The 24,727-nt window shown below is 71.3% G+C and carries 26 protein-coding genes and 2 tRNA genes; 5 read left to right on the top strand and 23 right to left on the bottom strand.

Translation table 11 applies throughout. The annotated features are described in order from the left end of the window. Position 1: 1 nt before the first annotated feature. The 5 genes from rnc to Q9R26_RS09260 form a co-directional block, all read right to left on the bottom strand. Positions 2-727 carry a ribonuclease III gene (rnc, locus tag Q9R26_RS09240; protein ID WP_247738016.1) on the bottom strand — a complete coding sequence of 242 codons (726 nt, stop codon included), beginning with the start codon at positions 725-727 and terminating at the stop codon, positions 2-4. A gap of 13 nt (positions 728-740) precedes the next feature. Beyond that, positions 741-944 carry a 50S ribosomal protein L32 gene (gene rpmF / locus Q9R26_RS09245; protein WP_017888273.1) on the bottom strand — a complete coding sequence of 68 codons (204 nt, stop codon included), beginning with the start codon at positions 942-944 and terminating at the stop codon, positions 741-743. A gap of 55 nt (positions 945-999) precedes the next feature. Further along, positions 1,000-1,572 (bottom strand): DUF177 domain-containing protein, encoded by a 573-nt coding sequence (locus Q9R26_RS09250; RefSeq protein ID WP_071405664.1) that lies wholly within the window; start codon positions 1,570-1,572, stop codon positions 1,000-1,002. Positions 1,573-1,688: 116 nt separating this feature from the next. After that, the gene (coaD, locus tag Q9R26_RS09255; RefSeq protein WP_110894839.1) at positions 1,689-2,174 is read right to left on the bottom strand and encodes a pantetheine-phosphate adenylyltransferase; all 486 of its coding nucleotides are present in this window, start codon (positions 2,172-2,174) and stop codon (positions 1,689-1,691) included. A 38-nt stretch (positions 2,175-2,212) separates the two neighbouring features. Continuing rightward, positions 2,213-4,441, bottom strand: coding sequence for an ATP-dependent DNA helicase RecG (locus Q9R26_RS09260; RefSeq protein WP_311227102.1), 2,229 nt, complete (start codon positions 4,439-4,441; stop codon positions 2,213-2,215). Between the two features lie 97 nt (positions 4,442-4,538). Here Q9R26_RS09260 and Q9R26_RS09265 point away from each other — a divergent pair, with 97 nt between their 5' ends. Then, positions 4,539-5,099, top strand: coding sequence for an RsmD family RNA methyltransferase (locus Q9R26_RS09265; protein ID WP_027465899.1), 561 nt, complete (start codon positions 4,539-4,541; stop codon positions 5,097-5,099). Between the two features lie 18 nt (positions 5,100-5,117). On the opposite strand, the gene thiL is transcribed toward Q9R26_RS09265, so the two are convergent. Next, complete coding sequence (thiL, locus tag Q9R26_RS09270; protein WP_262138442.1) at positions 5,118-6,113, bottom strand: thiamine-phosphate kinase; 996 nt, start codon at positions 6,111-6,113, stop codon at positions 5,118-5,120. Positions 6,114-6,137: 24 nt separating this feature from the next. On the opposite strand from thiL, the gene Q9R26_RS09275 reads away from it, so the two are divergent. Next, on the top strand, positions 6,138-6,623 hold the full coding sequence (locus Q9R26_RS09275; protein WP_182065586.1) for a DUF3515 family protein: 486 nt from the start codon (positions 6,138-6,140) through the stop codon (positions 6,621-6,623). A gap of 66 nt (positions 6,624-6,689) precedes the next feature. Here the strand turns inward: Q9R26_RS09275 and Q9R26_RS09280 are convergent, their stop codons facing one another. From Q9R26_RS09280 to leuC, 6 genes are all read right to left on the bottom strand, one after another. Beyond that, positions 6,690-7,772, bottom strand: a complete 1,083-nt coding sequence (locus Q9R26_RS09280) for a D-alanine--D-alanine ligase family protein (RefSeq protein ID WP_311227103.1) — start codon at positions 7,770-7,772, stop codon at positions 6,690-6,692. A 59-nt stretch (positions 7,773-7,831) separates the two neighbouring features. Then, entirely contained in the window at positions 7,832-8,845 is a 1,014-nt protein-coding gene (locus tag Q9R26_RS09285) for an NAD(P)H-dependent glycerol-3-phosphate dehydrogenase (RefSeq protein WP_182065633.1), read from the bottom strand. Positions 8,846-8,924: 79 nt separating this feature from the next. Continuing rightward, positions 8,925-9,749, bottom strand: coding sequence for a lysophospholipid acyltransferase family protein (locus Q9R26_RS09290; RefSeq protein WP_311227104.1), 825 nt, complete (start codon positions 9,747-9,749; stop codon positions 8,925-8,927). Positions 9,750-9,754: 5 nt separating this feature from the next. Further along, positions 9,755-11,122, bottom strand: coding sequence for a UDP-N-acetylglucosamine 1-carboxyvinyltransferase (gene murA, locus Q9R26_RS09295; protein WP_071244875.1), 1,368 nt, complete (start codon positions 11,120-11,122; stop codon positions 9,755-9,757). Beyond that, positions 11,122-11,718 (bottom strand): 3-isopropylmalate dehydratase small subunit, encoded by a 597-nt coding sequence (leuD, locus tag Q9R26_RS09300; RefSeq protein ID WP_110859117.1) that lies wholly within the window; start codon positions 11,716-11,718, stop codon positions 11,122-11,124. Before leuD ends, murA begins: the two co-directional genes overlap by 1 nt. After that, a complete protein-coding gene (leuC, locus tag Q9R26_RS09305; protein ID WP_311227105.1) occupies positions 11,718-13,175 on the bottom strand; it encodes a 3-isopropylmalate dehydratase large subunit in 1,458 nt (485 codons plus the stop codon). Before leuC ends, leuD begins: the two co-directional genes overlap by 1 nt. Before the next feature lie 157 nt (positions 13,176-13,332). On the opposite strand from leuC, the gene Q9R26_RS09310 reads away from it, so the two are divergent. Further along, on the top strand, positions 13,333-14,400 hold the full coding sequence (locus tag Q9R26_RS09310; RefSeq protein ID WP_311227106.1) for an FUSC family protein: 1,068 nt from the start codon (positions 13,333-13,335) through the stop codon (positions 14,398-14,400). Positions 14,401-14,746: 346 nt separating this feature from the next. On the opposite strand, the gene Q9R26_RS09315 is transcribed toward Q9R26_RS09310, so the two are convergent. The 5 genes from Q9R26_RS09315 to Q9R26_RS09335 form a co-directional block, all read right to left on the bottom strand. Continuing rightward, entirely contained in the window at positions 14,747-15,352 is a 606-nt protein-coding gene (locus Q9R26_RS09315) for a histidine phosphatase family protein (protein ID WP_111093386.1), read from the bottom strand. Further along, complete coding sequence (crcB, locus tag Q9R26_RS09320) at positions 15,349-15,738, bottom strand: fluoride efflux transporter CrcB (RefSeq protein ID WP_259578188.1); 390 nt, start codon at positions 15,736-15,738, stop codon at positions 15,349-15,351. The genes Q9R26_RS09315 and crcB overlap by 4 nt, the downstream gene beginning before the upstream one ends. Next, positions 15,735-16,181 carry a CrcB family protein gene (locus tag Q9R26_RS09325; protein WP_311227107.1) on the bottom strand — a complete coding sequence of 149 codons (447 nt, stop codon included), beginning with the start codon at positions 16,179-16,181 and terminating at the stop codon, positions 15,735-15,737. Before Q9R26_RS09325 ends, crcB begins: the two co-directional genes overlap by 4 nt. A gap of 107 nt (positions 16,182-16,288) precedes the next feature. Then, positions 16,289-16,364 (bottom strand) — tRNA-Glu (locus Q9R26_RS09330). A 33-nt stretch (positions 16,365-16,397) separates the two neighbouring features. Next, a tRNA-Glu gene (locus tag Q9R26_RS09335) sits at positions 16,398-16,473 on the bottom strand. A gap of 103 nt (positions 16,474-16,576) precedes the next feature. Here Q9R26_RS09335 and Q9R26_RS09340 point away from each other — a divergent pair. Continuing rightward, a complete protein-coding gene (locus Q9R26_RS09340) occupies positions 16,577-17,473 on the top strand; it encodes a DUF72 domain-containing protein (RefSeq protein ID WP_311227108.1) in 897 nt (298 codons plus the stop codon). 122 nt (positions 17,474-17,595) lie between these two features. On the opposite strand, the gene Q9R26_RS09345 is transcribed toward Q9R26_RS09340, so the two are convergent. The 6 genes from Q9R26_RS09345 to Q9R26_RS09370 form a co-directional block, all read right to left on the bottom strand. Then, positions 17,596-18,231 (bottom strand): MBL fold metallo-hydrolase, encoded by a 636-nt coding sequence (locus tag Q9R26_RS09345; protein ID WP_311227109.1) that lies wholly within the window; start codon positions 18,229-18,231, stop codon positions 17,596-17,598. A 10-nt stretch (positions 18,232-18,241) separates the two neighbouring features. Further along, positions 18,242-19,258, bottom strand: coding sequence for a LacI family DNA-binding transcriptional regulator (locus Q9R26_RS09350; RefSeq protein ID WP_311227110.1), 1,017 nt, complete (start codon positions 19,256-19,258; stop codon positions 18,242-18,244). A gap of 21 nt (positions 19,259-19,279) precedes the next feature. Next, positions 19,280-19,777, bottom strand: a complete 498-nt coding sequence (locus tag Q9R26_RS09355; protein WP_209135437.1) for a hypothetical protein — start codon at positions 19,775-19,777, stop codon at positions 19,280-19,282. Between the two features lie 5 nt (positions 19,778-19,782). After that, positions 19,783-20,625, bottom strand: a complete 843-nt coding sequence (locus Q9R26_RS09360) for a carbohydrate ABC transporter permease (protein WP_311227130.1) — start codon at positions 20,623-20,625, stop codon at positions 19,783-19,785. A gap of 65 nt (positions 20,626-20,690) precedes the next feature. After that, the gene (locus Q9R26_RS09365; protein WP_311227131.1) at positions 20,691-21,668 is read right to left on the bottom strand and encodes a sugar ABC transporter permease; all 978 of its coding nucleotides are present in this window, start codon (positions 21,666-21,668) and stop codon (positions 20,691-20,693) included. Positions 21,669-21,820: 152 nt separating this feature from the next. Beyond that, a complete protein-coding gene (locus tag Q9R26_RS09370) occupies positions 21,821-23,104 on the bottom strand; it encodes an ABC transporter substrate-binding protein (RefSeq protein WP_311227111.1) in 1,284 nt (427 codons plus the stop codon). 293 nt (positions 23,105-23,397) lie between these two features. On the opposite strand from Q9R26_RS09370, the gene Q9R26_RS09375 reads away from it, so the two are divergent. After that, positions 23,398-24,717: a glycosyltransferase family 2 protein gene (locus Q9R26_RS09375; protein WP_209135432.1), complete on the top strand. Its 1,320-nt coding sequence runs from the start codon at positions 23,398-23,400 to the stop codon at positions 24,715-24,717. Positions 24,718-24,727: the final 10 nt, after the last annotated feature.

Below are 24,727 nucleotides of genomic sequence, written 5' to 3' on the forward strand. Positions count from 1 at the left end.
GTCAGGCCGCTCGACCGGACAGCCGGGTCCAGGCGTCGAGCGCGGCGGCCATCTCGGCGGCCTTCTTGCTCGACCCGGTGCCGGTGGCGATGTCCTCACCCTGCAGCACGACCGTCGCCATGAAGGTCTTGTCGTGGTCCGGGCCGGTCTCGGTGACGCGGTACGCCGGGTTGCCGAGCGAGCGGCTCGAGGCGAGCTCCTGCAGGCTCGTCTTCGGGTCCATCGCGGCGCCGAAGCGGTCCGGGTCGATCATGAGCGGTTCGACCAGGCGGAGCACGAGTTCGGTGGCCGGGTCCGGGCCGGCCGACAGGTACGTCGCGCCGATGACGGCTTCGACGGTGTCGGCCAGGATCGACGACTTGTCGCGCCCCCCGGTCTGTTCCTCGCCCTTGCCGAGGCGCAGGTAGCGGCCGAGCCCGATCATCCGGGCGATCTCGGCCAGCGCCACGGTCGACACCAGGCTCGCCCGTCGCTTGGCGAGGTCACCCTCGTCGAGGTCGGGGAACGACCGGTAGAGCTTCACGGTCACGGCCTGACCGAGGATCGAGTCCCCGAGGAACTCGAGGCGCTCGTTGTGCTTGATGCCCCCGTGCTCGTAGGCGTAGGAGCGGTGCGTCAGGGCGAGCTGGAGCAGCTCGAGGTCGATGTCGACCCCGAGGATGCCCTGCAGACGAACGACGTCCGGCCCCGCGGGGCGAGACCCCGCAGCGCCGGACGTTGTCGTCATGCGTTCGGTCCGATCAGACGTCGGCGACCTTGCGGCCCTTGTACTCCATGTACAGGGGCGTGCCGGCCGAGTCCTCGACGACCTTCGCGCGGTGCGGGAGGCTGTAGGTGACCTGGCCGTTCTCGATCGTCTTCACGAGCTGGATCGGCGTGGCCTTCCACTGCGAACGACGGGCGTGCGTGTTCGCACGGGACTGCTTGCGCTTGGGAACGGCCATGGTGAATCTCTTTCGGTTGGTCGGTGGTCGGTACGGGGGCTGGCGGTGTCGGGACCTACTCGGTCTCGGCCCGCTCCTCGCCCTCGGTGGTCTTCGGTGCGGTGGTGTCACCGTCGGTGCTGTCGTCGAGCTCGATCGCGCTGAGCGCTGCCCAACGAGGATCCAGCACCTGGCGAGCGGGCTGCTCGCCGAGGTCGGCCAGACGCTCACCCGTCACCGGGTCGAGTCCTGGGCAGTCCGGTCGGCAGACCGGCTGGAACGGCAGCGACAGCACCACCGCATCTCGAACGACCTGTTCGGTGTCCACGTGGTCATCGCGAACGAAGAAGTCGAAATCCTCCGAGGCATCATACGCGAACAGCTCGGCGAAATCGACCTCGATCGGTTCGCTGATGTCGATGAGGCAGCGCGAGCACTCCCCCGTGGCGTCGGCCGAAGCGTGTCCGGACACGAGGACACCCTCGTGCAGGCCTTCGAGTTTGACGTCGATGTGCAGTTCGGCACCCTGTCGGACGCCGATCAGACCGGCCCCCATCGCGTCGGGCACCTCGATGTCGAGCGAGTGCTCGCGCATCTCGCCCGGCCGGTGCGCGAGGTCGCGCACGCGCAGGGCGTAGGGGCTGTTCACGGGGGAAGACACGATCGACGAGCCTAGCGCGATCGGGGCCGAGAGTCGAGGTGGCGACAGGCGTGTCCGGACGCGGTGGGCTCGGTGCGCGAGCTGGGCCGGCTGGGCGGGCGTGCTCAGCGGGCCGCGAGCGCGTCGGCGACCGTCTTCGGCACGTAGGGCGTGACGTCGCCGCCGAGGGAGGACACCTGGCGGATCAGCGAGCTCGACACGTGCGCCCGAGACGCCTCCGGCAGCAGGAACACCGTCTCGACGTCGGCCAGGTGGCGGTTCATGATCGCCATCGGGGTCTCGTACGCGACGTCCTCGCCGGACCGCACGCCCTTCACCAGGACCTTCGCGCCGACCTGCCGGCAGTAGTCCACCAGCAGCCCGGACGTCCACTCGCCCACCGTGACCGTCTCCGGCGCGCCGACCTCGACGAGCGAGTCGCGGATGAGCCGCACCCGATCGACCGCCTCGAACATCGCCGGCTTCTTGTCGGGGTTGTGCACCACGAGGACGTGCACCTCGTCGAAGAGCCCGGCCGCGCGGCCGATGACGTCGAGGTGCCCGAGGGTGACGGGGTCGAACGAACCGGGGACCACCGCGATCTGCGCCATGGCAGCGACGATACCGCCCGCGACGCCGTGCCCCGGGGTCAGTTCTTGCCGAGGAACGCCGCGTCCGACTCGTCGAGACGCCGGGCGAGGGCGTCTCGGAGGGCCGGGGACCCCTCGAGCTCGGGATCGGGTTCGAGCACACGCTCCGCTTCCTCGCGCGCGTCGACGATGAGATCGGCGTGCTCGACCACCCGGAGCAGGTTGAGCGAGGACCGCCCACCGGACTGCCGTTCGCCCAGGACGTCGCCCTCGCGTCGGAGCTCGAGGTCGACCCGGGCGAGTTCGAACCCGTCGTCCGAGGCGGCCACCGCGTCGACGCGCTCGCGCGAGGTGGTCTCAAGCTCGGCCGAGGTGACGAGCAGGCAGACACCGGCCCACTGCCCACGACCGATGCGGCCGCGGAGCTGGTGGAGCTGCGAGACCCCGAACCGGTCGGCGTCGAGGACGGCCATCATCGCCGCGTTCGGCACGTCGACGCCGACCTCGATCACGGTCGTCGCGACGACCACGTCGAGGTCGCCGGCGGCGAAGGACGTCATGACGCGGTCCTTCTCGTCGGCGGTCATCCGGCCGTGCAGGACCGCGATCGAGCGCCCTTCGAGCACGGGCATGGTGCGCATCCGCTCGGCGGTGGCGAGCACGGTCGCCGGGGCACGCTTCGGGGCGTCGTCCTCGCCCTCGGCCGGCTCCGGCTCGCCGTCGTCCTCGGTGTGGGCGTCGTCGATGGCCGGGCAGACGACGAACGCCTGGCGGCCCTTGGCCAGTTCTTCTGCCATGCGCGACCAGATCCGGGGTTCCCAGCCCGGGTGCTCCGCCAGCGGGACCGTGAAGGTCTCGACGCCGGCGCGCCCCGACGGCATGCCCGTGATGGTCGAGACGTCGAGGTCGCCGAACACCGTCATCGCGACGGTGCGCGGGATCGGCGTCGCGGTGAGCACGAGCACGTGGGGCGGGGTCGTGCCCTTGGTGCGGAGGGCCTCGCGCTGCTCGACACCGAAGCGGTGCTGCTCGTCGACCACCACGAGCCCCAGCTCGGCGAAGTCCACCCGGTCGCCCAGGAGCGCGTGGGTGCCGACGACCAGCCGTGAGCTGCCAGACGCCGCGGCGAGCAGGGCACGGCGACGTTCGTCGGTCGACTGCGACCCGGTCAGGATCACCGGTCGGAGCTCGGCGGCCAGGTCCGGCCCGAGGAACTTCACGATGGAGCGGAGGTGCTGCGCCGCCAGCACCTCCGTCGGGGCGATGAGCGCGGACTGGCCGCCGGACTCGGCCACCGTGAGCATCGCCCGGATCGCCACGAGGGTCTTGCCGGACCCGACCTCGCCCTGGATCAGCCGGTGCATGGGCCAGGTACGGGCGAGGTCCTGGTCGATGTCGGCCCCGACGGCCCGCTGGTCGTCCGTCAACGTGAAGGGCAGGGTGGCGTCGAAGCGCTCGAGGATGCCACCCGAGGCCGCCACACGCGGAGTGGCAGCGGTCCGACGGGCCGCGATCCGGCGCTGCACCAGGGCGGTCTGCAGCACGAACGCCTCGCGGTAGCGCAGAGCGTCCTGCGCGCGCTTGAAGTCCGCGACCTTCTCGGGGCGGTGCAGGAGCTCGAGGGCACGGCGGAACGGCACGAGGTCGAACCGGGACCGCGCGGACGCCGGCACCGGGTCGGGCAGGTCCGGCAGGGTGTCGAGGACGATCCCGATGGACTTCGCGATCTGCCACGACGTGAGCGAGGCCGTGGCCGGGTAGATCGGGATCGGCTGGCGCGACCACCGGATCGCCTCGTCGGAACCGGGCTCGGCCGTGGCGCGGGGGTCGTCGCGGTCGAACAGCTCGTAGTCGGGGTGGGCGAGCTGCCGGGCACCGCGGTAGTCGCTGACCTTGCCGGAGAAGATGCCCCGGGCGCCGGGGACGAGGTCCTTCGTGCGCCACACCTGGTTGAAGAACGTGAGCGTGAGCAGGCCCTTGCCGTCGCCGATCTTCGCTTCGAGGATCGAACCGCGGCGCGCGCGCATGGTGCGTTCACGGACGTCGACGACCTCGGCCACGATGGTGACGGGTTCGCCGATCGCGAGCGAGTCGAGGGCCGTCAGCGCACCACGCTCGGCGTAGCGGCGGGGCGCGTGCTCGAGGAACTCCCCCACCGTGCGGTAGCCGAAGGCCTTCTCGATCGCGGTCGCCGTCCGACCGCCGAGCACGTTCGCGAGCCGCGCGTCGAGCGGCGCCGGACCGAGGTCGGGCGCGGCCGGCGCAGCGGGGGTTCCGGAGGTGACCACGCTCCAACGGTACCGGGCACGACCGACCCCACCCGCGCCTCCCGAGCGGCCTGTGGAGAACACCGGACCGGACCCGCCGGGCCGATACGGTGGCTGCATGACCCGCATCATCGCCGGCGCCGCCGGCTCCCTGACGCTCCGGGTGCCGAAGTCCGGCACCCGCCCGACGAGCGACCGCGTGCGCGAGGCGCTGTTCTCGTCGCTCGAGGCACGGGGACTCGTCGAGGCCACGTCGGTGGCCGACCTGTACGCGGGGACGGGCGCGCTCGGGCTCGAGGCAGCGTCCCGCGGTGCGGCCGAGGTGGTCCTGGTCGACCGGGCATCCGCCGCCGCGCAGGCCTGCCGGGCGAACGCGAAGGCCGTGCAGCAGCGGGTGCCTGGCGTCCGGATCGACGTGCAGCCGCAGCCGGTGCTCGGGTACCTGCGCGGGACCGTCCGCACCTTCGACCTGGTGTTCATCGACCCGCCCTACGACGTCACCGAGCACGAGCTCGCCGAGGTGCTCGAGGCCCTGGCGCCGAAGCTGACGCCGGATGCCGTCGTGGTGGTCGAGCGGAGCAAGCGCTCCCCCGAGCCCACCTGGCCGGCCGGGCTCGCGCCCTTCAGCAAGCGCAGCTACGGCGAGACCGTCGCGTGGGAGGCGGTCGCTGCCGGCTGACGCAGCCGGCCAGCCGGGTCAACCGGTGGCGCCGTCCCAGTCCGCGTAGGGGTCCCAGCCGGTCGTCGGCACCGGCGACCCGGCACGCAGCAGGTCCGCGTCGCCACGCTCCCGCACGGCACCGATGCGCCGGAAGCCCCCGGGCAGGATCGTGTCGGCCGGGAACGTGGCGAGCAGTCCGTGGTCTTCGCCACCGTGCAGTGCGACCTCGTCGAGGTCGGTGGCGGCATCGAGTTCGAGCGTCACCCGGCTGGCACGGGCGAGCCGACCGGCGTCGATCGCCAGCCCGTCGGACAGGTCGAGCATCGCGGTGGCCCCGGCCGCGGCCGCGAGCGGCCCGTCGGCGATCGGGGGCACCGGTCGGCGCTGCCGTCCGACGTCGGGGTCGACGTCCGCACCGCTCGCGACCGTCGCGACGCGGTCCGGCTCGCCCCGGTCGTCGACGCCGTCGTGGAACAGCCGGGACAGCCCGCGCGCGGCACGTCCCAGCTCGCCGGACACCGCGAGCACGTCACCGACGCCCGCGCCCGACCGCAGCACGGGGGCGCGGCCCAGCAGGTCACCGAAGGCGGTGACGGCCACGGTGAACGTCGCCGAGGTGGAGAGGTCTCCCCCGACGACCCCGCACCCCGGCGCGAGTGCGTCGACGGCGAGTCGGAAGCCCTCGGCGATGCCCTCGAGGACGGCCACGGGGGTGTCCTGCGGTGCGGCGAGGGCGATCACGAGGCCGCTCGGCACGGCACCCATCGCGGCGACGTCGGAGAGGTTCGTGGCGGCCGCTTTCCAGCCGATGTCCGTCGGCGACGACCACGCCCACCGGAAGTCCGGACCGTGCACCATCATGTCCGTCGTCACGACGAACCGCCCGTCGGGAGCGGCGACGACGGCGCAGTCGTCACCGGGACCGAGGAGCGGCGTCCCCGCGGGCAGACGGCTCGTGATCCGGTCGAGGACGACGAGTTCGCCGAGCTCCCCCACCGTCGGTCCGGCCCAGGCATCGTCCGTCGCATCCACACGAGAACGGTAGCCTGGACGGCGATGGACACCGCGCGCCGCACCCCTCGCACCCTCGCGATCCTGGGGGCCGTGATCACCCTCGCCGCCGGGTTGACCGGGTGCACGAACGCCGTGTCGATGTCCCCGGCCCCGTCGGCGAACGCCGCGGCGTGTGCGGCCGTGCAGGTCCGGCTGCCCGCGACCGTGGACTCGAAGTTCGACCTGCGGAACACGAACGCGCAGGCGACCGCTGCCTGGGGCGACCCCGAGGTGGCGATCTACCACTGCGGTGTCGCCGTCCCCACCGTGTCCGACCTGCCGTGCTTCTCGCAGGGCGGCGTCGACTGGATCCGCGACGACCGGGGCGACCAGGTCGTCTACACGACGTTCGGTCGGTCACCGGCGGCGCAGGTGGTGGTCGACTCGACGAAGACCACGTCCTCGGTCGTGCAGGAGCTGTCCGACGCCGTGTCGTCACTGCCGAAGGACGGACACGAATGCCTCGACCCTGCTGACGTGCAGGGCTGACGCTCGCGCGCCGACCCGGTCAGCGCACGGCTGACGCTCGCGCGCCGACCCGACAGCGCAGGCTGGTCAGCGAACGGCGGCGCGACCCAGTTCGATGAGCTCGGTGATCAGCTCGCCGTAGGACACCCCCGACGCCGCCCAGCAACGCGGGTACATCGACAGCGGTGTGAAGCCCGGCATCGTGTTGACCTCGTTCACGACGAAGCCGTCGTCGGTCAGGAAGCAGTCGACACGAGCGAGCCCCGAGCCACCGATTGCCTCGAACGCGCGGGCACCGATGGAGCGGATCTCATCGGTCTGGTCGTCGGTCAGCGGCGCCGGGCAGAGCAGCGACTCGTCGCCGCCCAGGTACTTCGAGGCGAAGTCGTAGAAGCCGTCCTCGGCCACGACGATCTCGCCCGGCAGGCTCGTGCGCGGCACGCCGTCACGACCCTCGAGCACGGCGACCTCGACCTCGCGGCCGACCACGCGGGGCTCGACGATCACCTTGGAGTCGTGCTCGAACGCCAGGTCCATCGCGGCACCCAGCTGCGCGGGCTCGTCGACGCGCGAGACGCCCATGCTCGACCCGGCGCGGGCAGGCTTGACGAACAGCGGCCAGCCGTGGGCGGCGATCGTCTCGGCGACGTCCACCGGATCGGCCGCCCACTGCCGGCGCAGCACCGTGGTCCACGGTGCGACCCGGAGCCCGGCGTGCTCGAGCACGGCCTTGGCGACGTGCTTGTCCATCGCCAGGGCGCTCGCGAGCACGCCGTCGCCGACGTACGGCAGCCCGGCGATCTCGAGCAGGCCCTGGATCGTGCCGTCCTCGCCGAAGGGGCCGTGCAGGATCGGGAACACCACGTCGACCGGGATCGCCGTGACCGTGCCGTCGGGGTGGGACACGACGAGTTCGTTGGTGGCCGGCGAGGTCGGGAACGCGATCCGCGTGCCGTTGTCGGGCACCGTCGGCAGCGCGCCGTCACGGATGGTCCACTGCGCCGGGTCGTCCGACTGCAGCGTGAAGGCACCCTCCCGGGTGATCCCGATCGGCACGAGGTCGTACTCGGCCCGGTCGACGACGTCCATGATGCCGCCGGCGGTCACGCAGCTGATCTCGTGTTCGCTCGAGCGACCGCCGAAGAGCACGGCGACGGTGGTCCTGGGCATGGGGGTTCCCTCGGGGATCGTGGGCACGGGAGTCCCTTCGTGACTCGGTGCGGGACCGGTCACTCGCCCTGCGGCTCGTCGGTCTCGGTGAGGTGCGGCGCGATGTTGCGCGGATCGAGCCTACCGGCGAGGACCTCACCGACCTGGCTGACGATGGGCATGTCGACCCCGTTCGCCGCGGCCAGCTCGAGGATCGGGGCGACCGAGGCCAGCCCCTCCGCCGTCTGGTTCATCTGGCGGACGACCTCGTCGAACCGGTAGCCCTGGCCGAGCAGCCGTCCGGCGGTGTTGTTCCGCGACAGCGGCGACTGGCACGTGGCGATGAGGTCGCCGAGGCCCGCGAGCCCGGACAGCGTGGACGACTGCGCGCCGAGCGACACCGCGAAGTCGGTCATCTCGGCGAGGCCGCGCGTGATGATCGAGGCCTTGGTGTTCTCGCCGTAGCCGACGCCGTCGACGATGCCGATCGCGACGGCGATCAGGTTCTTCAGCACGCCGCCGAACTCGGTGCCGATGACGTCCGTGTTGATGAACGACCGGAAGTACGGGTTCGTCGCGACGGCGGCGACGTCGGTGGCGGTCGCCAGCGACGACGACGACACCACGGCGGCGGTCGGCTGCCGACGGGCGATCTCGAGCGCGAGGTTCGGTCCACTGGCCACCGCGATGCGGTCCTGGTCGATGCCGAGCCCCTGCAGCAGGACCTCGCTCATGCGCAGGCCCGTGCTCTTCTCGACGCCCTTCATCAGGCTGACGACCGGCACGTCAGCGGGCAGCAGCTCGCGGATCGCGGCGAGGTTCGAGCGCAGGGTCTGCGAGGGCACCGAGACGTACACCTGCGAGGCGCCGTCGAGCACGCGCTCGAGTGACGTCGACGCGGTCAGGGTGCGAGGCAGGTTGATGCCGGGCAGGTAGTCCGAGTTGCGCTTGGTCTCGGTGATCTCGCGGGCGACCTCGGGGCGACGGGCCCACACCACGGTGGACGCTCCGCCCTCGGCCAGCACCTTCGCGAACGTGGTGCCCCAGCTGCCGGCACCGATCACGGCCACCCGGGGCTTGTCGGTCGACTGCATGACCACCCGGATCGCGGCGGTGTCGAAGGCCCCCGGAGCCGCGGCGGCGGGGTCGGGTCGGTCGTCGTGGGGTCGGAGGTCACTCAAACCGGCCGGTCTCCTTCTGGTTGTTCGCCGCCGGATCCCAGCGGGTCGCGGGTGCCCGTTCGCCGCGGAGCACCTCGAGCAGCGTGGTGATCTCGCGCATGACGAGTTCGGTGGCCTCGCCGAGCATCTGCTGGTCGATCTGCCGACCGCGGTACGCCGACAGGTCGACCGGGTCACCGATGATCACGTCGACGCGGGACGGCGGGAACAGCCGGAGCTTCTTGCCGTACCGCGCCATGATGTTCTGCGTGCCCCAGTGGGCCATCGGGATGAGCGGCACGTCGTTCTCGAGTGCGATCCGCACCGCGCCCGTCTTGCCGCGCATCGGCCACAGGTCGGGGTCGCGGGTGAGCGTCCCCTCGGGGTAGACGATGATCGCACCGCCCTGCTCGACCAGGGACCGGCCACCCCCGAGCGGGTCGCTCAGGCGCGTCCGGCCGGAGCGTTCGACCGGGATCTGTCCCATGCCGGACATGAGCTTGCCGACCACGGGGACCGTGAACAGGGACGCCTTCGCCAGGAACCGCGGCGCCCGCTTCGAGATGTACACGGCGGTGCCCACGACCAGGGGGTCGATGTTCGTGAAGTGGTTCGGTGCGAGCACGAAGGCACCCTCGGCCGGCAGCCGGTTGGGGCCGTGCCAGTGGTACCGCGCCGAGAACCGGAACGTCGGGATGACGATCGAGGCGACGATCCGGAACGCGGTGTTCAGCTCGCCGCGGCGCCACCGGCGCCCACGCACGGGGAGGCCGGTCGCGACCTGCGCGTCGGAGCCGCCACGGGCCTCCAGACCGTCGCCGCTTGCTTCTGCCGGCACTGTGCCTACCCAGCGAAGTCGAAGTCGGCGCCGAGCTTGCGCAGCTTCGGGATGAAGTGCTCGTAGCCGCGGCTGATGATGCCGACGTTGGTGATGTGCGACTCGCCGTCGGCGGTCAGCGCCGCGATGAGGTGGCTGAACCCGCCGCGCAGGTCGGGGACGCGCACGTTGGCGGCGTGCAGCTTCGTCGGACCGGTGATGACGGCGGCCTGCTCGAACGGGCGGCGGGCGACACGGCGGTCGTGCCCGGGCAGCCCCTCCTTGTGCACGACGATGTCGGCACCCATCTCGTTCAGCGCGTCGGTGAAGCCGAAGCGGTTCTCGTAGACGGTCTCGTGCACGATGCTCTGGCCCTCGGCCTGGGTCAGCGCGACGACGAGCGGCTGCTGCCAGTCCGTCATGAAGCCGGGGTGCACGTCGGTCTCGATGACGACGGGCTTCAGGGTGTCCAGCTCGCGGTAGAACCGGATGCCGTCCTCCTGGATGTCGAACCCGCCGCCGACCTTGCGGAAGACGTTGAGGAACGTCATGAGCTCCTGCTGGTTCGCGCCCTCGACGAAGATGTCGCCGTTCGTGGCGAGCGCGGCGGACGCCCAGCTCGCGGCCTCGTTGCGGTCGTTGATCGCGCGGTGCGTGTAGCCGCGGAGCGACTCGACGCCCTCGATGAAGATGACGCGGTTCGGCTCGACGGAGACGATGGCGCCCATCTTCTGCAGGATCGCGATGAGGTCCATGATCTCGGGCTCGATCGCGGCGTTCCGCAGCTCGGTGACGCCCTTCGCGAGGGTCGCCGAGAGCAGGACCTGCTCGGTGGCGCCGACGCTCGGGTACGGCAGCTCGATCGAGGCGCCCTTCAGGCCGTCCGGGGCCGTCAGGTGGATGCCGTTGACCTGCTTGTCGACGACCGCACCCATGGCACGCAGGGCGTCGAGGTGGAAGTCGATCGGACGGTCGCCGATGCGGCAGCCGCCGAGGTCGGGGATGAACGCCTCGCCGAGCTTGTGCAGCAGCGGACCGCAGAACAGGATCGGGATGCGGCTCGAACCGGCGTGCGCGTCGATCTCGGCGAAGTGCGCCGACTCGACCCGCGACGGGTCGAGGATGAGTTCGCCTCGTGCAGGATCGGTGATGCGCACGCCGTGCACCTCGAGCAGCCCGCGGACCACCTTGACGTCGGAGATGTCCGGCACGTCACGGAGGATCGACGGGGTGTCACCGAGCAGCGACGCCACCATGGCCTTGGTCGCGAGGTTCTTCGCCCCACGGACCTCGATGCGCCCCACGAGCGGCTTGCCCCCGCGGATGACGATCTCGTCCGACTTGAGGCCCACGCGCGCCCCTGCGGCCGCTGCGTCCTGTACGAGAGAGTTCACTACTTCACCGGCAATGTCTTCGGCCGCCAACTGGAGCGGCGGGATTCGAACTCCGTGATCGAGGTCTCGTCACGGAGGGTGAGCCCGATGTCGTCGAGCCCTTCCATCAACCGCCAACGAGTGTAAGCGTCGATCTCGAAGGGGACGTCCACATCCCCCAGCGACACGCGCTGCGTCACGAGGTCGACCGTCGCCTCGATGCCCGGGTTCGCCTCGATGGCGGCCCACAGGCGCTCGACCTCCGGTTCGGTCACGATCGCCGTGACCAGGCCCTGCTTGCCAGCGTTGCCCTTGAAGATGTCCGCGAAACGGGGCGAGACGACCACGGTGAAGCCGAAGTCACGGAGCGCCCACACGGCGTGCTCGCGGGACGAACCGGTGCCGAAGTCGGGGCCTGCGACGAGCACACGGGCACCCTGGTAGCGCTCCTGGTTCAGCACGAAGTCGGGGTCCTGCCGCCACCCGGCGAACAGGGCGTCCTCGAAGCCGGTCTTCGTGACGCGCTTCAGGTAGACGGCCGGGATGATCTGGTCGGTGTCGACGTTCGACCGCTTGAGCGGTGCGGCGATGCCGGAGACGGTGGTGATCTTGTCCATCAGAAGGTCCCCTCGGTGGCGGCGGCGGCCGTCGCTGCCGCGATCTCGTCGTCGGTCGCCAGGTCCCACGGGCTGGACAGCGTGCCGCGCACCGCGGTGGCCGCGGCGACGAGCGGCGACACCAGGTGGGTGCGGCCGCCCTTGCCCTGGCGACCCTCGAAGTTGCGGTTCGAGGTGCTCGCGCAGCGCTCCCCCGGTGCCAGCTGGTCCGGGTTCATCCCCAGGCACATCGAGCAGCCGGCGAACCGCCACTCGGCACCGAACTCGGTGAACACCTTGTCGAGCCCCTCGGCCTCGGCCTCGAGCCGGACCCGAGCGGACCCCGGCACCACCATGACCCGGACGCCGTCAGCCTTCTTGCGGCCGTTGATGATCGATGCGAAGGCCCGCAGGTCCTCGATGCGCGAGTTGGTGCAGGACCCCATGAACACCGCGTCGACGGCGATGTCCTTCATCGGGGTGCCGGCTGCGATGTCCATGTACTCCAAGGCGCGGCGTGCGGCGGCCTGGTCGTTGGGGTCGCTGTAGGCGGCTGGGTCCGGCACGCTCTCGGACAGCGAGACGCCCTGGCCCGGGTTCGTGCCCCAGGTGACGAAGGGCTCGAGCTCGTCCGCGTCGATGAACACCTCGGCGTCGAACACGGCGTCGTCGTCGGTCGCCAGGGTGTCCCAGTACGCGACGGCGTCGTCCCAGTCCTGGCCGGTGGGCGCGTGGTCGCGGCCCTGCACGTAGTCGTAGGTGGTCTGGTCGGGGGCGACCATGCCGGCGCGGGCACCGGCCTCGATCGACATGTTGCAGATCGTCATGCGGCCCTCCATCGAGAGCGCGCGGATCGCGGAGCCGCGGTACTCGAGCACGTAGCCCTGTCCGCCGCCGGTGCCGATCTTCGCGATCACGGCGAGGATGATGTCCTTCGCCGTCACCCCCGGGCGCAGCGTGCCCTCGACCGTGATCGCCATCGTCTTGAACGGCTTGAGCGGCAGGGTCTGCGTGGCGAGGACGTGCTCGACCTCCGACGTGCCGATGCCGAACGCCATCGCGCCGAAGGCCCCGTGGGTGCTGGTGTGCGAGTCGCCGCAGACGACGGTGATGCCGGGCATGGTCAGGCCGAGCTGCGGACCGACGACGTGGACGATGCCCTGCTCCTTGTCGCCCAGGGAGTGCAGCCGGACACCGAACTCCTCGCAGTTGCGACGGAGGGTCTCGATCTGGATCCGGCTCGTCGGGTCAGCGATGGGGCGGTCGATCGCGAGCGTCGGGGTGTTGTGGTCCTCGGTCGCGATCGTCAGGTCGAGGCGACGCACCGGTCGCCCGGCCTGCCGCAGGCCGTCGAACGCCTGCGGACTCGTCACCTCGTGCACGAGGTGGAGGTCGATGTAGAGCAGGTCGGGGTTGCCGTCCTCGCCCTTGACCACGACGTGGTCGTCCCACACCTTCTCGGCGAGCGTCTTTCCCATGAGCTCAGCCCTCCTCGTCCTCGTCGTTGCGCCGCGACCGCGGCCCGATCAGGCGACTCTACCATTGGTATACCAACGCGCGGCACCCCGGCGCGACCCGGCTTGGAGGCCCGTGGCGACGCCCCGACACCTGTCGCGGTGGGAAGATGGTGACGACATGACGACACCTGCGCACTCGACCCGGACCATCAACCTCGAGGGCGCGGCACGCGCCGCGATCGCCGGTGGCGCACCGCTCGCGCTGCTCATCGCCCTCGGTGTGCCGGGGTACGCCGCCTTCGCCATGTTCGCCGGGTTCACCGCCATCTTCGGTGCGACCGAGCCCTACCGGCAGCGTGCCGTCACCACCGGCGTCGCGGGTGTGCTGCAGGCGCTCTGCATGTTCGCCGGCATCGGGGTCGGGCTCCTCGGGTCGCCGCTCTGGCTGCAGGCCGTGGGTCTCGTCGTCGTCCTGGTGGTCGCGGTCTGCACCCTCTCCGCGCTCCGGGCGATCCCCGCGCAGCCGATCTTCCCGGTGTTCGCGTTCGTCGTGTCCGCACTCGTGCCGATGCGCCCGGCCGACGTCCCGCTCGTCACCACGATCATCGTCTGCTCGGTCGCCTGGGCCTGGCTCGTCGCGATGTCCGGTGCGGTGCTCCGCCGGGTGTTCCACCCGCATGCCCCGCACCGGTTCCGCCCGCTGGCCGACCGCAAGCACCGCTCACTCGCGGTCCTGCGGACGCCGGCGCTGTGGGAGACCGTCGCGCTCAACATCGTCGGGTCACTCGTCGCCGGGGCCGTCGCGGAGTCGATCCCCGGGCTCGGGCACCCGTACTGGGCGGTCATCGCGGTGGTGTCGACCCTGCCGGCGATCCGCCAGCGGCACACCGTGGTCCGCGCCGGGCAGCGTGTGGTCGGCACGATCGGCGGCACGGTCATCGCGGTCGGCATCCTGCTGCTCGAGCCGTCGGCGTGGTGGATCGTCGTGCTGGCCGTCGTCGGGCAGTTCTTCGCCGAGATCTTCGTCGCCCGGAACTACGCCGTGTGCCTGCTGTTCCTCACCCCGCTCGCCCTGGCGGTGTCGTGGTTGAGCCTGCCGGAGGCACCCCAGCTGCTGGCGCTCGACCGCGTCGCGCAGACCGTGCTCGGTGCCGTGGTCAGCGTGGGGCTGCTGCTCGTCGGGCGTGCGATCGAGCGCCGGCGTGGCCGTGCCCTCGGTGCGACGAGCGCCATCCGGACCGTCTGACGCCCCCGGTCGAAACGGGCGCACCTGGTCGTTCCGGGCGTACCGGGTCGAACCGGGCGCACCTGGTCGAACCGGGCGTACCTTGTCGTTCGTTTCGACCAGGAACGCCCGATTCCACTCGCCATCGCGCGTGACAGGGGAAGGAACGGGCGCGGACGGCGGACGGGAGGCCCGTGGCGGCGCCGCCACGGGCCTCCCGTCCGTCCGTGGTCGCGACCACCGCACGTCCTGCGGAAGCGACAGATCGCTGCGGAACATCCGCGGGGATCTGTCGCCCTCGCGGAAGGGACGACACCGCGTGCCGCGGGTCTGTCGCTTTCGCGAGCCCGCACGACCCACCAGCGCGTCAGTCGCGCGGCTGGATGTTCCAGGCGTCGATGACGGGGCGGCCGTGCTCGTAGCCGAGGATGCTGACCGAGGCGGTTCCGAGCTTCAGCACGGCGCCGTCCTGTGGCGCGAGCCGGATCCAGGCGGCGCCGAGCGCCCGCAGCACGTGCCCGTGGGCGATGAACACCGCGTCGTGGCCCTCGGCGAGCACCGGACGGGCACGGTTCAGGATGCGCTCGACGCGGACCCGGACCTCGGCGGCGTTCTCACCGGGGGTCTCGCCGGCGGGGACCCCGTCGGTCCAGAGGTCCCACGGACCGTGGCGCAGCACCTTGATCTGCGGGGTGGTGAGTCCCTCGTAAGCGCCGTAGTCCCACTCGTACAGGTCCTCGTCGAGCTCCGGCTCGACGCCGATCAGGTGCGCGGTGTCACGAGCGCGCTGCAGCGGGCTCGACAGCGCCAGCGCGAACGACCGGTCCCCGAGGTACCGGCCCGCGCGCTTCGCCTGTTCGACGCCGTTGTCGGTGAGCGGGATGTCGGTCCGGCCGGTGTGCTGCCCGCTCTTCGACCACTCCGTCTCTCCGTGACGGACGAGGACGAGTTCGCCGGGGCGTTCCGAGGTCATGAGTTCCTTCCGATCCAGAGGCCGAGCGCAGCTGCGCCGACCGAGACGACGAGCATCCCGAGGCCGTTCAGGACGGCGAGCCGGGTCTTGCCGGATCGGAGGAGCTGTACGGTCTCGACGCTCGCCGTCGAGAACGTCGTGTACCCACCCATCATGCCCGTCCCGAGCACAGCGACCGTCGAGGCGGGGATGGTGCCGGCCTGCCCGAGGCCCGTCAGGACACCGAGCACGAGCGAACCGGACACGTTGATGAGCAGGGTCCCGACCGGGAACCCGGCGAACCGCGAACGGGCGACGCGGCCCTTGACGAGCCCGTCGAGCACGAAACGCAGGGCGGCACCGGCTCCCCCGCCGACCGCGACCAGGACCAGTTCCACCGGGGTCATCGGGCATCCTGCAGGGGTTCGGGGCGGGAGCGGGGCCGGGTGGCCGCGGCGACCCCCAGACCGAGGACGACCGCGACGAGTCCGAGCACGACCGACAGCAGCGCGTACCCGGTGCCCGCCGTCAAGCGCCCGAGGTCGAGCAGCTGCGCGGTGTCGTCCGCGAGCGTGCTGTAGGTCGTGAAGCCGCCGAGCACACCGGTGCCGACGAACAGCCGGACCGCGCGACGACGACCGACGTCCGGGCCCCGTCGGGCGAGTGCGTCGAGCAGGAAGCCGAGGCAGAACGCCCCGACGACGTTGATCCCGAGGATGGTCCAGCTGATCCCGTCGTGGGCGGGGAACGCCGTGGCGAGGAGTGCGCGGACGGCCGTGCCGATCGCGCCGCCGAGGGCGACCAGGGCGACGAGCCTCCAGCGCAGGTGCGGTGGGCGTTCGGCGTGCATCGTGCTCCCGTCGCGAGGCGATCGTTCCCCGGTCCACGGGGACGATCCAGGCTAGCCGAGACGACGAAACCCCCGCCGAGCCGGAGCTGGACGGGGGTTTCGTATGCTGGTGACCCCAGCGGGATTCGAACCCGCGTTACCGCCGTGAGAGGGCAGCGTACTAGGCCGCTATACGATGGGGCCGCGGCTGTTGTCGGACTCGGAGCATGTCACCTGTGGTGACCCCAGCGGGATTCGAACCCGCGTTACCGCCGTGAGAGGGCAGCGTACTAGGCCGCTATACGATGGGGCCGTTCCGACAACTCGACAAGTATTGCACAAGGCTCGCATCCGCACCAAAACGGGGCGTGTCGCCCGGGTGTGCCGCCATGTCGGAGCAGGCATACGGTGGATCGATGACGGCGGACCACGACGCGATCGCAGCGCCTCGACACGTCGGCGGCAGCCCCTCGGCCACGGTCCGGATCGGCCTGTCCGGGTGGCAGTACGACGGCTGGCGCGGGGACTTCTACCCCGAGGGCCTCGCGAAGCGGCGGTGGCTCGAGCACGTGGCGTCGCGGTTCCCGACGGTGGAGCTGAACGGATCCTTCTACTCGCTGCAGCGTCCGGCGCGCTACCGGGCGTGGCGTGCGGCCTCGGGTGGGCAGCCGTTCCGGTTCGCGGTCAAGGGCGGCCGGTACGTCACGCACATGCTCCGGCTGCGGAACGTCGAGACCGCGCTGGCGAACTTCTTCGCCTCGGGTCCGCTGGAGCTCGGGGACACCCTCGGGCCCGTGCTCTGGCAGCTGCCCGCGCGCCTGCTGCCGACGCCGGAGGTGCTCGACGCGTTCCTCGGGGTGCTCCCCCGGACGCACGGTGCGGCCGCCGGGCTCGCACGCCACCACGACGACAAGGTCCACGCCGAACCGGACGGTCTCGTGGAGCCGGAGGAACCGGCGAGGTCGATCCACCACGCGCTCGAGGTCCGGGCAGCCGGCTTCGGCGACGAGCACCTCGACGTGCTCCGCCGGCACCGCGTCGCCCTGGTCGACTCGCACGCCGGCGACTTCCCCCGCTTGCGGGCGGACACCGGGGCACCGCTCGCGTACCTCCGGCTGCACGGTGCACCCCGGACCTACCACGACGGGTACTCGCCCCGGGCGCTCGGCGGGTGGGCGACGACGGTCCTCGAGCACGCCGAGGCCGGCCGTGACGTCTACGTGTACTTCGACAACGACGCCGAGCGGCACGCTCCGTGGGACGCCCTGACGCTCGACCGCCTGGTCGCAGCGCGACTGCGTCGCGCTTCGTGAGCAGAGACGGTCGCCTCGGGCGCACGGACTCGACCGTTCCTGCACACGATGCGGACAGGAGGCCCGTGGCGGCGCCGCCACGGGCCTCGAGGCCGCGCAGCGCAGCGCGGCGCAGCGCAGCCCTAGAGCGTCAGCGACTCCCCCGGGCGCAGCACGACGAGCGACCCGGCAGGCTCGACGGCCTCGCGGAGCCGCCCCGTGTGCATGCCGAGGCCGACCTCGGACAGGGTGGCCTCGTGGATCGGGTACGCTCGGGACGGCGCGATCGCGGCGACGTAGTCCATCATCTCGGCGACCTTGAGCCACGGCGCCCCGACCGGTGCCGCGAGGACCTCGACCGGGACGCCCGGGTCCGTGTAAGAGTCGCCCGGGTGGAACAGCCGGCCGTTCACGAGCACGCCGGTGTTGTCGACGATCGGCACCGAGGTGTGGATCAGCTGGTGCCGCGTGCCGTGGAAGCTGAGTGCGAAGGGGCCGACCGTCCGGTGGTCGCCGTCCGTGACGACGTCGACGGGGATGTCCGCCTCGGCCAGCGCCGCGCGGACCCCCTCCGGTCCGATGACGACGGCACCGGGGTTCGCGTCGAGGATCCGGCGGACCTGCTCGGGGGTGACGTGGTCCGGGTGCTCGTGGGTGACGACGACGGCGACGACCCCGGTCGCGTCGACCGATCGGGTGAAGTTCCCCGGGTCGAGGACCAGGCGGGCGTCCCCCTCGGTGATGACCTGGCAGGCGTGTTCGAGTTTGGTGACCTCCATGCGGGCGACCCTACGCGGCACCATGCGGGCGGGGGCCCGTGGTCGCGCGGACGACGAGGTGCGCGGGTGCCGCCGCGATCGGGCCGGCGACACCGCCGTCGACCTCGGCGAGCACCGCCCGTGCAGCGGTCCGTCCCTGTGCCACCGGGTCCTGCACGACGGTGGTGAGTCCGACGGTGGCGCCGTACTCGTGGCCGTCGATCCCCATCACGGACACGTCCTCCGGGACCGCGAGGCCGGCTCGGCGTGCGGCCAGCAGGACACCGAGCGCCATCTCGTCCGAGGCGCAGAGCACCGCCGTCGGTCGTTCCGACGCGGGTTCTGCGAACAGCACGGCCCCGGCGGCGGTCCCGCCGGCGAACGAGAACCGGCCGTCGAGCGACCACCGTTCCGGTACGGCCTGTCCCGACGACCGCACGGCGTCGAGGAACCCGTCCCGCCGCAGGTGCGGCACGGCGACGTTCATGCCGGCCTCGTCCTGCCCGCCGACGTAGGCGATGCGCCGGTGGCCGAGGCCGCGCAGGTGCTCGACCGCGATCCGGGTGACCTCGCGGTCGTCGACGCCCACGTTCCGCAGGCCCGGTGCCGGGCCGCCGATGACGACGATGGGGTGCCGGCTGAGTTCGAGTTCGGCCCGTTCGGTGGCGTCGAGCACCAGGGAGAGCAGCACGAGGCCGTCGACCCGGTGCCGCAGCATCGATCGTCGGAACGCCCGGTCGCGGTCGCCGCCCGGGCCGCCGAGGTTGTAGAGGACCAGGTCGTACCCGGCCTGGCGGAGCTCCGCGTCGACACCGCCGAGCGCCTTGACGTAGAACCAGCGATCGATGACGGGCACGACCACCCCGACGGCGCGCTGCCGACCGGTGGCGAGGCCGGCCGCCGCCGAGCTCGGGACGTACCCGAGTTCGTCGGCGACCCGCCGCACCTGCTCGATCGTGGTGTCGGCCACGGTCGACATGCCGCGGAGCGCCCGCGACACCGTGGACTTCGACAGCCCCGTGACGGTCGCGATCTCCTGGATCCCCATCGGTGCGACCCGGGAGGCCCGTCAGCCGTCCGTGCCGTGCGTCACGTCCGCCGGTGCGTCGGGTCCACCCCGTCGGGCCGCCACCGCAGACACGCCGCGGTCCGCCCGGTGTTCCGGCACGCGTGCGGTGCGCGCCGGCCGTCGTGCAGCCGGAGCGACCTCGTCCCAGCCGGCGTGCTCGTGCACCCGTCCGTCCGCGCCGGGTCGGGGGCGGCGACCGGTGGGGTCGGTGACCGACGTGCGCACCGGGGCGACCGCGGGCGCAGCGCCGACGCCCCGGGGTGCGGATCCACCCGTGCCGCCCTGCGCCGCGGTCCGGCGGAGGACGGCGACACGCCACCGGTCCAGGGCGACGACGCCGAGCACGCACACGAGCAGGGTGAGCGCCCAGCCGAGTGCCGGTCGCCCGGTGAGCTCGCAGAACACCGTGACGCCGAGGAACAGGACGCCGAACATGCCGACGAAGCCGATCGCCTCTTCGATGTGGGCGGTGGGACGGGTGGGTCCGCGCTGGGCCACGGTCGTCAGCCCTTCACGCCGCCGGCGGTGAGCCCCGCCACGATGCGCCGCTGGAAGATCAGCACGAGGATGACCAACGGGATCGTGACGATCGTGCCGGCGGCCATCACCGCCGTGTAGGGCTCCTGGTGCGGCTGCGACCCGGCGAACGATGCGATCGCGACGGTCACCGGCTGTGTCGCGTCGCTCGAGAGCTGCGACGAGATGAGGTACTCGTTCCAGCTCGAGATGAACGCCAGGATCGCCGTCGTGAACACTGCGGGTGCGGCGAGCGGCAGGATGATCCGCCGGAACGCCTGCACCCGGGTGCACCCGTCGATCCGGGCTGCTTCTTCCAGGTCCCACGGCATCTCGCGGAAGAACGACGCGAGCGTGTACACGGTCAGCGGCAGCACGAACGAGATGCTCGGCAGGATGAGCGCCTGGTACGACCCCATCCACCCGATGTCGGTGAACAGCTGGAACAGCGGCGAGATGAGGGCGACGCCGGGGAACATCGACGCGGCCAGGATCGCGCCGGCGATGAGCGACTTGCCACGGAACTCGAGCCGGGCGAGGGCGTACGCCGCCGTGGTGCCGACGAGCAGCGCGATGATCGTCACGACGCCGCCGATGAGCAGGCTGTTGGCGAGCGCCCGACCGAGGTGGTTGCCGAGCGACGTGGAGAACGCCGTCGCGTAGTTGTCGAGCGTGACGTGGGTCGGCCACGGGGTGGCGTCGAACGTGAAGCCGACGTCGCGGAAGCTCGTCACCACCATCCAGTAGAACGGCAGGAGGCACCACACGGCGATGACGATCGCCTGGACGGCCGTTCGGACGCGCGGCCCGGTGTCGCGGCGGACGCGCACCTCGGTGCGGTCGACGGCGCGGTCGCGTGTTGCTGCGGTGGACCGGGGGCGGTCTGCTGCGAGGGTCACTTGAGTTCACCCTTCTGCTGGGCGGCCTGCGTCTGCACGACGTTGGCGCCGAGGAACCGGACGAAGACGAACGCCACGATGAAGATCACCAGGAAGGTGATCGTCGACAGGGCCGACGCCGAGTTGAAGCCCTGCCGGATCTGTTCGACGACCAGGATCGACAGGGTCGTGGTGGCGTTGCCGGAACCACCGCCACCGCCGGTCAGGATCGCGGGTAGGTCGTACATGCGCAGCGCGTCGAGCACGCGGAACAGGATCGCGACCATGAGCGCGGGCTTGATCAGCGGCAGCGTGATGAGCACGAAGCGCTGGAAGGTCGACGCGCCGTCCATCTTGCCGGCCTCGTAGACCTCCTCCGGGATCAGCTGCAGCCCCGCCAGGATGAGCAGCGCCATGAACGGCGTGGTCTTCCAGGTGTCGGCGATGATGACCGCCCACCGGGACGCCCACTCGCCGCTCGTCCACAGGATCTGCTGCCCGAGGACGTGGTTCAGCACGCCGTTCGCGTCGAAGATGAAGTACCAGAGCTTCGCGGTGACGGCCGTCGGGATCGCCCACGGCACCAGGATCGCGGCACGGACGAGGGCACGGCCCCTGAAGTTGCGGTTCATGATGATGGCCATCCACACGCCGATGACCGTCTCGGCGAGCACGGTGACGACGGTGAAGAAGAACGTGTTGCCCATCGACACCCAGAACTGGGAACCGAGGCTGCCGGGCGGACACGTGACGTTGCCGCACTGCTGACCGAGCCAGTGCGCGTAGTTCGTGATGCCGGCGAACCCGCCCTGCACGAACAGGCCGGTGGCCTTGTCGAGGCCCTGGTCGAGCTGGAACGACTGGATGATCGCACTGACGACCGGGTAGCCGATGACGATCGCGAGGAGCAGGATCGTCGGGCCGATGAGGTACACGGCCCAGCGGCCGTGCTCGGCGTTGAGTCCGCCCTTGCGCCGTCGGCGCTTCGGTTCCATGCCCGTCGGGTTGGGGATGGCTGCGGGGATCTCGGTTGCTGCTGACACGTGTCGGCCTCCTTGCCGGGGGTGTCGGAACGCAAGTAGGGGGCGGACGGGAGGCCCGTGGCGGACCCGCCACGGGCCTCCCGTCCATCAAGCGGCGTGAGCCGCTAGCTGCTGGTCGCCGACTTGAGGGCGTCCTGCATGTCCTGCATGGCTTCGTCGACCGACTTCGATCCCTTGAGCGCCGCGTAGGTGTTGTCCTGGATCGCCTTCGTGACCGCCGGGTAGAACGGCGTGACCGGTCGCGGCTCGGCCGACTCGATCGACTTGAGCAGCGTCGGAAGGTAGGGCAGCTGCTTCGTCAGCTCGGGGTCGGTGTACAGGTCACCGACGACCGGGGCGAGCGAGCCCTGGGTCGCGAAGAACTTCTGCGTCTCGTCCGAGGTCAGGAACTCGAGGAAGTCGTGCGCCGTCGCCTTGTGCTTCGAGTACACGCTGATCGCCGCGTTGTGCCCACCGAGCGTGGAGGCACCGACGCCGTCGGCACCGGGGATCGGCGCGATGCCGAAGGTGTCCTTGACCTTCGACGAGCCGTCGGTCTTGGCGAGGCTGTAGACGTACGGCCAGTTGCGCAGGAACAGCAGCTTGCCGGCTTCGAACGCGGTGCGGCCCTGCTCCTCCTGGTAGGTGATCGCCTCGGCCGGGATGTTCCCGTCCTCGAACGCGTCCACCAGGTTCTGCAGGCCGGCCTTCGCCTTGTCGGTGTCGACGTCGGGCGCTCCGTCGCTGCTGAGCACCGAACCGCCGGAGCCGTTGATCGCCTCGGAGGCGTTGACGGTGAGTCCCTCGTACTTCGCGAACTGCCCCGCGTAGCAACCGATGCCGGCGTCCTTCGCGATCTTGCAGTCGTCCATCATCTCGTCCCACGTCGTCGGGGGCGTCTTGACGAGGTCCTTGCGGTAGTAGAGCAGCGCGCCGTCCGAGGTCTGCGGTGCGGCGTAGAGGGTGTCGTTGTAGGTCGCGGTCTTCACCGTCGACGGCAGGAGCTTCGAGGTGTCGATCTCCATGTCGCCGGTCAGCGGCGTCAGCCAGCTCTTCGCGGCGAACTCGGCGGTCCAGACGACGTCCACGTCGACGACGTCGTAGTTCTCGTCCTTCGCCTGGAAGTGCTGCACGAGGTCGTCGTGCTGCTGGTCGGCCTGGTCGGACTGTTCCTTGAAGGTGACCTTCTCGTCCGGGTGGGCCTTGTTCCACTTCGCGATGAGCGGGCGGACGACGTTCGAGTTGTCCTTGCCCTGCACGTAGGTGATCGGCCCGCGGCTGTCCTGGCCGCTCTCGGCGTCGTCCGAACCGGCGCCGGAGCTCCCGCTCGAGCAGCCGGTGAGCACGAGGCCGATGACGGCGACCCCGGCGACGGATGCGAACCGCACCCTGGAGCGTGTTGTCTTCACAGCGATGTCTCCTCATTGAGATCACCAGGGGGCATCGACCGGGTTCGACGACACTGCCCTGGAGCAGGCGCCGCTGCCTGCTGGTGGAGGAAACTACGCCCGGACCAGCGGGAGCGCAACCGGTTGCATCGGTTCCGTGACCTGAGCGTGACCCATGAGGTTCCCGTGGCTTCCTGGGTGAGCGCTCACCCCCGAGGAGGGCACACGCACGGCGCTGCGGAACCCCGCACGAACCCCGCCACTGGGGACCCGCGCCGTTGTCCGTGCCGACGGCTCCACGTAGCGTCCACCACATGGCCACCCTCCACACCGCCGACACCGTGCCTGCACCGCGCCGTGTCATCGGCGTCGACCTCGACGCCCCGCTCCCCCGCCTCGTCGCCGACGAGACCGGCGAGTCCGCCATGGTGATCGGCTACCGCGGCGGCCACCCCACCGGCACCCTCGACGTACGGCTCACCGACGACCCGGCCGACGCGGCCCGCGCCCTCGAGGCGCTGCAGGAGACCGTCCTGGCCGACGTCCCCGCGGTGTCGGACGACGACCTGCCGACCATCTCGGTCGTCGTGTCCACCGTCGTCGACCGCGTCGAGGACCTCGGCAGGCTGCTCGACGTCCTCGAGCACCTCGACTACCCGCGGCACGAGGTCATCCTCGTCGACAACCGCGTCCGCGTCCCCGCCGGCGACGCCCTGCCCGCGATGCTCGCCGGGCGGAACGTCCGCCTGGTCGAGGAGCGCCGCCCCGGCCTGTCCGCCGGCCGGAACGCCGGCGTCGCCGCCGCGACCGGCGACGTCATCGCCTTCACCGACGACGACGTCCGCGTCGACCCGCAGTGGCTCCGCGCCATCGGGTCCCGGTTCGTCAGCGAGCCCGGCCTGGACGCCGTCACCGGTGTCATCCTGCCGAGCGAACTCACCACCCCGGCGCAGATCTGGTACGAGGCGTACTACGGCGGGTTCAGCGCCGAGCGCACGTTCTCGCCCGTCACGATCGTCCCCGACGACGTCCAGGGCACCATGCGGCACGCCCGCGTCACTGCGGTCTCCCCGTCCGGCGAGGTCCTCAAGCACTTCGCTGTCTACGGCATCGGCGCGTACGGCGCCGGCGCGAACATGGCCTACCGCCGAACCCTGATCGAGGCCGTCGGCGGCTTCGACCACACCCTCGGCGCCGGCTCCCCCGCCCGCGGCGGCGAGGACCTGGCGATGTTCATCGAGACGCTGTGGCGCGGCGGGAAGATCGGCTTCGAGCCGCGCGCAGTCGTGCACCACCGGCACCGCCAGACCATCGAGGACCTGCACAAGCAGCTGCACGGCAACGGCGTCGGGTTCACCGCGCTGATGTTCGCGCTGGCCGCGAAGGACAAACGGCACGTCGCCGTCCTGGCCCGCCTGATGCCGCTCGCAGCGAAGGTCAAGTCGAAGCAGATGCTGTCCCGTCTGGCCGGGCGCCGCGACGCCGCGACCGAGGTCACCAACGACGCCTCGACCACGCGCATCCCGAAGACCCTGGCGTACCACGAGCTGCGCGGGTTCCCCGCCGGCCCGGCCGCCTGGTTCCGCAGCCGACGCCGCTGGCGCGACGTCGAGGCCGGCCGCTTCCGACCGTAGACGCACCACC

The sequence above is a fragment of the Curtobacterium sp. BRB10 genome (genome assembly GCF_031844325.1).
GTDB classification, from domain to species: Bacteria; Actinomycetota; Actinomycetes; order Actinomycetales; family Microbacteriaceae; genus Curtobacterium; species Curtobacterium poinsettiae_A.

What these genes read in the sequence shown, in the direction of transcription:
- crcB (WP_259578188.1), bottom strand. Translation starts at nt 15,738, where the DNA reads ATGACCCCGGTGGAACTGGTCCTGGTCGCGGTCGGCGGGGGAGCCGGT.
- Q9R26_RS09275 (WP_182065586.1), top strand. Translation starts at nt 6,138, where the DNA reads ATGGACACCGCGCGCCGCACCCCTCGCACCCTCGCGATCCTGGGGGCC.
- Q9R26_RS09325 (WP_311227107.1), bottom strand. Translation starts at nt 16,181, where the DNA reads ATGCACGCCGAACGCCCACCGCACCTGCGCTGGAGGCTCGTCGCCCTG.
- Q9R26_RS09265 (WP_027465899.1), top strand. Translation starts at nt 4,539, where the DNA reads ATGACCCGCATCATCGCCGGCGCCGCCGGCTCCCTGACGCTCCGGGTG.
- Q9R26_RS09280 (WP_311227103.1), bottom strand. Translation starts at nt 7,772, where the DNA reads ATGCCCAGGACCACCGTCGCCGTGCTCTTCGGCGGTCGCTCGAGCGAA.
- Q9R26_RS09375 (WP_209135432.1), top strand. Translation starts at nt 23,398, where the DNA reads ATGGCCACCCTCCACACCGCCGACACCGTGCCTGCACCGCGCCGTGTC.
- leuC (WP_311227105.1), bottom strand. Translation starts at nt 13,175, where the DNA reads ATGGGAAAGACGCTCGCCGAGAAGGTGTGGGACGACCACGTCGTGGTC.
- Q9R26_RS09345 (WP_311227109.1), bottom strand. Translation starts at nt 18,231, where the DNA reads ATGGAGGTCACCAAACTCGAACACGCCTGCCAGGTCATCACCGAGGGG.
- coaD (WP_110894839.1), bottom strand. Translation starts at nt 2,174, where the DNA reads ATGGCGCAGATCGCGGTGGTCCCCGGTTCGTTCGACCCCGTCACCCTC.
- leuD (WP_110859117.1), bottom strand. Translation starts at nt 11,718, where the DNA reads ATGGACAAGATCACCACCGTCTCCGGCATCGCCGCACCGCTCAAGCGG.
- rnc (WP_247738016.1), bottom strand. Translation starts at nt 727, where the DNA reads ATGACGACAACGTCCGGCGCTGCGGGGTCTCGCCCCGCGGGGCCGGAC.
- Q9R26_RS09285 (WP_182065633.1), bottom strand. Translation starts at nt 8,845, where the DNA reads ATGCAGTCGACCGACAAGCCCCGGGTGGCCGTGATCGGTGCCGGCAGC.
- Q9R26_RS09310 (WP_311227106.1), top strand. Translation starts at nt 13,333, where the DNA reads ATGACGACACCTGCGCACTCGACCCGGACCATCAACCTCGAGGGCGCG.
- Q9R26_RS09350 (WP_311227110.1), bottom strand. Translation starts at nt 19,258, where the DNA reads ATGGGGATCCAGGAGATCGCGACCGTCACGGGGCTGTCGAAGTCCACG.
- Q9R26_RS09365 (WP_311227131.1), bottom strand. Translation starts at nt 21,668, where the DNA reads ATGGAACCGAAGCGCCGACGGCGCAAGGGCGGACTCAACGCCGAGCAC.
- rpmF (WP_017888273.1), bottom strand. Translation starts at nt 944, where the DNA reads ATGGCCGTTCCCAAGCGCAAGCAGTCCCGTGCGAACACGCACGCCCGT.
- Q9R26_RS09340 (WP_311227108.1), top strand. Translation starts at nt 16,577, where the DNA reads ATGACGGCGGACCACGACGCGATCGCAGCGCCTCGACACGTCGGCGGC.
- Q9R26_RS09315 (WP_111093386.1), bottom strand. Translation starts at nt 15,352, where the DNA reads ATGACCTCGGAACGCCCCGGCGAACTCGTCCTCGTCCGTCACGGAGAG.